The organism is Hansschlegelia beijingensis (assembly GCF_045505405.1).
GTDB lineage: Bacteria > Pseudomonadota > Alphaproteobacteria > Rhizobiales > Methylopilaceae > Methylopila > Methylopila beijingensis_A.
Window position 1 is genome coordinate 1 of sequence record NZ_JBJKEX010000256.1, and the last position, 4378, is coordinate 4378.

5 protein-coding genes are annotated in these 4378 nt (G+C 69.7%); 2 read left to right on the forward strand and 3 right to left on the reverse strand.

Features of this window, described 5'->3' with window-relative positions; all coding sequences use genetic code 11:
- Positions 1 to 563 (reverse strand): exodeoxyribonuclease VII large subunit (gene xseA, locus ACIKT0_RS13675; RefSeq protein WP_407105877.1); only part of this gene is annotated, 563 nt, incomplete at its 3' end.
- Between the two features lie 424 nt (positions 564 to 987).
- Between xseA and ACIKT0_RS13680 the strand changes: the two genes are divergently transcribed.
- Complete coding sequence (locus ACIKT0_RS13680; RefSeq protein WP_183396534.1) at positions 988 to 1362, forward strand: plastocyanin/azurin family copper-binding protein; 375 nt, start codon at positions 988 to 990, stop codon at positions 1360 to 1362.
- Positions 1363 to 1439: 77 nt separating this feature from the next.
- Complete coding sequence (gene purD, locus ACIKT0_RS13685; protein WP_407105878.1) at positions 1440 to 2720, forward strand: phosphoribosylamine--glycine ligase; 1281 nt, start codon at positions 1440 to 1442, stop codon at positions 2718 to 2720.
- 56 nt (positions 2721 to 2776) lie between these two features.
- Here purD and ACIKT0_RS13690 read toward each other — a convergent pair whose 3' ends face one another.
- Positions 2777 to 3325: a formaldehyde-activating enzyme gene (locus ACIKT0_RS13690; protein WP_183396536.1), complete on the reverse strand. Its 549-nt coding sequence runs from the start codon at positions 3323 to 3325 to the stop codon at positions 2777 to 2779.
- A 104-nt stretch (positions 3326 to 3429) separates the two neighbouring features.
- Positions 3430 to 4299: a TIGR01459 family HAD-type hydrolase gene (locus ACIKT0_RS13695; protein WP_407105879.1), complete on the reverse strand. Its 870-nt coding sequence runs from the start codon at positions 4297 to 4299 to the stop codon at positions 3430 to 3432.
- Positions 4300 to 4378: the final 79 nt, after the last annotated feature.

Sequence of the window (4378 nt, forward strand, 5' to 3'; positions counted from 1 at the left end):
GCGACCTCGGCAGCGGCGGTCTCGCCCTGCACCCGCACCGGCCAGACCAGCACCCGCCGCGGGAAACGCTCGGCGAGGCGGTGCAGGATGTCGCGGATCACCGCGCCGGTCGGCGAGGTCACGACGCCGATCACCTCGGGCAGATAGGGCAGCGGCCGCTTGCGGGCCTCGTCGAACAGGCCCTCGGCGGCGAGCCGCTTGCGCCGCTCCTCGAGCTGGGCGAGCAGCGCGCCCACCCCGGCCGGCTCCAGCACGTCGATCACGATCTGGTAGGTCGACTTGCCCGGATAGGTGGTGAGCCGCCCGGTGGCGATCACCTCCATGCCCTCCTCGGGCTTGAACTTCAGCTTGGAGAAGCTCGTCCGCCAGACCACCGCGTCGATGCGCGCGCCTTCGTCCTTGAGGCAGAAATAGGCGTGGCCGGAGGAATGCGGCCCGCGATAGCCCGACACCTCGCCCCGCACCCGGACATAGCCGAAGGTGTCCTCGACCGTCCGGCGCAAAGCCTGGCTGAGTTCGGTGACGGAGATTTCCGGAGCGTTGGACAGAACGGGTTCGGGCATGGGGGTCCTGAGGCGGTCGTCCGAACTTAGCCGCTTCGCGCGCATGAGGCGACCGCCCGCGCTGGCGTCAAAGGCGACCCCCGTCGTCGAGGCCGCGATCACGGACCGATCATTTTCTTCTTACCAGACTGGAACCCTTCTTCGATTGCTCCCCGGGGGGTGGAACTCTAATGCTCTCGCCGTGGCGGAGGCGACGCCCGCCGCGGCTTGGAGATCGACTGATGGTCGACAGCGGTCTGCTTTTTCTCGTCACGCCGGCTCAGCCGGCGACGCTCTTCGGCGCCGGACGGCTGGGACGTCCCCGCGGCGCCGCGCTCCTCGGCCGTTCAGGCGCTCCAAGAGACGCCTGATCGACTTTGGCCGCCGCCGGTTCCGGGACGGCGGCGACGCGCTCCCTCAGCCCGGACTTCCAAGGACACGTTCCATGCGTTCCATGCTGCTCGCGGCGCTGTGCGTCGCGCTCCCGCTCAGCGCCGCACACGCCGCCGACCCGATCGAGATTCTGCCCGACGCGAAGGCCGCCACCGGCGAGATCACCGAGATCGACATCGACAAGATGGCGTTCCTGACGCCTGAGGTGAAGATCAAGTCCGGCCAGATCGTGCGCTGGACCAACAAGGAAGCGGTGGCGCACAACGTTCACTTCCGTCAGGGCCCGGCCAAGACCGTGAAGGGCGCGATGGGCCCGATGCTCAACGTGAACGAGGCCTATGCGGTCAAGTTCATCGAGCCGGGCACCTACAACTACATCTGCACGCCGCATTCGGCGGTGATGAAGGGTAAGGTGATCGTGGAGTAACGGCGCTTCGCTTTCGCGAAAGAGCCAACGCAGCTAGAACGTCGCCGGGTCCCACAAGAGCCGGCGACGTTTTCATTATGATCGTACTTCTCCTAGGCTCCGGCGGACGCGAGCACGCGCTGGCGGCGTCGATCGCGCGCAGCCCGCTTCTCACGAAGCTGATCGCCGCCCCCGGAAACCCCGGAATCGCGCAGCACGCCGAATTGCGGCCGGTCGCGGCCGACGACGTCGCGGACGTGGTCGCGCTGGCGAAAGCCGAGAAGGTCGACCTCGTGGTCGTCGGCCCCGAGGCGCCGCTGGTGGCGGGCGTGGTCGACGCGCTCGCCGAAGCCGGGATCAAGGCTTTCGGGCCCACCGCCGGCGCCGCGAGGCTCGAAGGCTCCAAGGCCTTCACCAAGGAGCTTTGCGAAAGGCGCGGCATCCCGACCGCCGCCTTCCGCCGCTGCCGCACCGCCGAGGAAGGACACGCCGCCGTCGAGGCCTTCGGCGCGCCGGTCGTGGTCAAGGCCGACGGCCTCGCCGCCGGCAAGGGAGTCGTGGTCGCGACCACGCTGCAGGAAGCCCATGCGGCGGTCGATCACGTGTTCGGCGGCGACCTCGGCGCGGCCGGCGCGGAGGCCGTGATCGAGGAATTCATGGACGGCGAGGAAGCCAGCCTGTTCGCGCTCTGCGACGGGACCACGGCGGTGCTGTTCGGCGACGCGCAGGATCACAAGCGGGCCTTCGACGGCGACGAGGGGCCGAACACCGGCGGCATGGGCGCCTATTCGCCGGCGCCGGTGCTGAGCCACGCGCTGATCGAGAGGGCGATGGCGGAGATCGTCCGCCCGACGGTCGCCGCGATGAAGGAGGATGGGACGCCTTTCGTGGGCTTCCTCTACGCCGGTCTGATGGTCGGCCCCGACGGCCCGCGGCTGGTCGAGTACAATGTGCGCTTCGGCGACCCGGAGGCGCAGGTGGTGCTGCCCCGGCTGAAGGACGACCTGCTGGAGCTGATGGTGGCGGCCGTCGAGGGCCGGCTCGCGGGCCGCAAGCCTGCGTTCCGGCCGGAAACCGCGCTCGCGGTGGTGCTCGCCGCCAGGGGCTACCCGGGAGCCTACGAGAAGGGCTCGGAGATCCGCGGGATCGAGGCGGCGGAGAAGCGGCCGCACGTCACGGTGTTCCACGCAGGAACCGCGATCGAGAACGGCAGGCTGGTGGCGGCCGGGGGCCGCGTGCTCGCCGTGACGGCGATCGGCGCGGACGCGTCCGAGGCGCAGATGAACGCCTATTCGGCGGTCGACCTCATCGACTGGCCGGAAGGCTTCTGCCGCCGCGACATCGGCTGGCGGGCAGCGGCCGCCTCCGAGGAAGGCTGAGCAACGTCGGATTAACCGGCCCGGGCGCCTGACGCGTCCGGGCCGGTCCGGAAGGCTCAGACCTTACCGTCGAGGCCCATCTGGTAGTACTTGTGGGTGATCTTCTCCTGGTTCTCCAGGAGCCAGTCGATCGAGGGCTCGGACGCCATCGCCTTGCGGATGGCCTCCAGCATGCCCTTGCGATGGATGTCGAACAGCACCTTGTGGTCGAGGTTCTCGACGTCGACGATCGTCGGCGCGAGCCAGACCGAGCAGATGATGCCGAGGTCGTTCGCCTTCTCCTTCGGGATGTACCCGGCGCGCACGGCGTCCAGCACGCCGTTGGCGATCGCGAACTGCACCGTGCCCATCAGGATGTTGGTGTAGCGCGGATTGTCGACCGTCACCTTGGAGACGCAGAGCGTCACCGGGCGAACCATCACGTCGGTGTTGAGCAGGGCGAAGACGCGGGTGTGACCCTTGACCTGGTCGCCCGTGAGGGTGGCGAGCGCCGTGCCGACCGGCCCGTCGAGCTCGCCGATCACGACCTCCGGCTCGGCCGCGGTGCCGGGAGGGCCGCCCGCGACGAGCGCCTCGCCGGTCCTGAGGACGATTCGGTTGCTCATTCGTGGTCTCCTCGAGTTCTGTCATCAGACGCGCCGGCCACAGCCGGGCGCCCGTTATTCGGGACGCCCCGGGGGGCGTCCACATAAGAAAAACTTTGAGCGGCCTACCAGACGAGCCGGGGCATGACCGCCACGGGGCTGTAGCCGTGCTCGGCGAACAGCGCGGCGAGCTTCTCAGGGTCAGGCGAGCCGCGGCCGAGTTCCTCGCCATGGATGCCGTCGGCGATGAACACGCAGTCGATCCCGGCGGCGGTCGCGCCCGCCAGATCGGTCCGCACCGCGTCGCCGATCGCGATGACGCGCGAGCGGTCGACGCTGCGGTTCAGGATCTCCTCGGCGAGGCCGAGGGCCGCGTCATAGACCGGCGCATAGGGCTTGCCGGCATAGTGCGTCTCGCCGCCGATCTTCTCGTAGAGATCGGCGATCGCGCCCGCGCACCAGAGCTGCTGGTCGCCGACCTGGACCACGAGATCGGGGTTGGCGCAGATCATCGGCAGGCCCCGCTCCTTCAACGCGGCGAGGCGCTCGGCGTAGTCCTCCGGAACCTCGGTCTGGTCGTCGAACAGGCCGGTGACCACCACCATCGCGGCGTCCTCGGGGGCCACCCGCTCGATGCGCTCGTCGCCGAGCAGCGGCAGGTCGCGCGGCGGGCCGATGTGATGCACCCGCAGGACGTCGCGCTCGGCCAGCATGCGTCGCGTGACGTCGCCGGAGGTGACGACCGCGTCCCAGGCGCCGCGCGGCACGCCCTTCTGGTCGAGGTTCTGGACCACCCATTCCGAGGACTTGGGCGCGTTCGACACCAGCACCACGGCGCCGCCGCCCGCCCGGAACCGGATGAGCGCGTCCGCGGCCGCCTCGTGAGCGTGGATGCCGTCGTGCAGCACGCCCCAGACATCGCACAGCACGACGTCATAGGCGGTGGCGAAGGGCGCGAAACGGCCGAAGACCGGCGAGGATTCAGTGTCTGACATCAGGCTGCGCTAAGCGGCGGGCGCCCCGGCGTCAAGTTCCGCCGCCGCGCCCGGGGCGCCGGCGACGCCGCTCAGCTCG

Excerpts from the sequence above, each read along its gene's own strand:
- ACIKT0_RS13680 (WP_183396534.1), top strand. The coding sequence starts at position 988 with ATGCGTTCCATGCTGCTCGCGGCGCTGTGCGTCGCGCTCCCGCTCAGC.
- purD (WP_407105878.1), top strand. The coding sequence starts at position 1,440 with ATGATCGTACTTCTCCTAGGCTCCGGCGGACGCGAGCACGCGCTGGCG.
- ACIKT0_RS13690 (WP_183396536.1), bottom strand. The coding sequence starts at position 3,325 with ATGAGCAACCGAATCGTCCTCAGGACCGGCGAGGCGCTCGTCGCGGGC.
- ACIKT0_RS13695 (WP_407105879.1), bottom strand. The coding sequence starts at position 4,299 with ATGTCAGACACTGAATCCTCGCCGGTCTTCGGCCGTTTCGCGCCCTTC.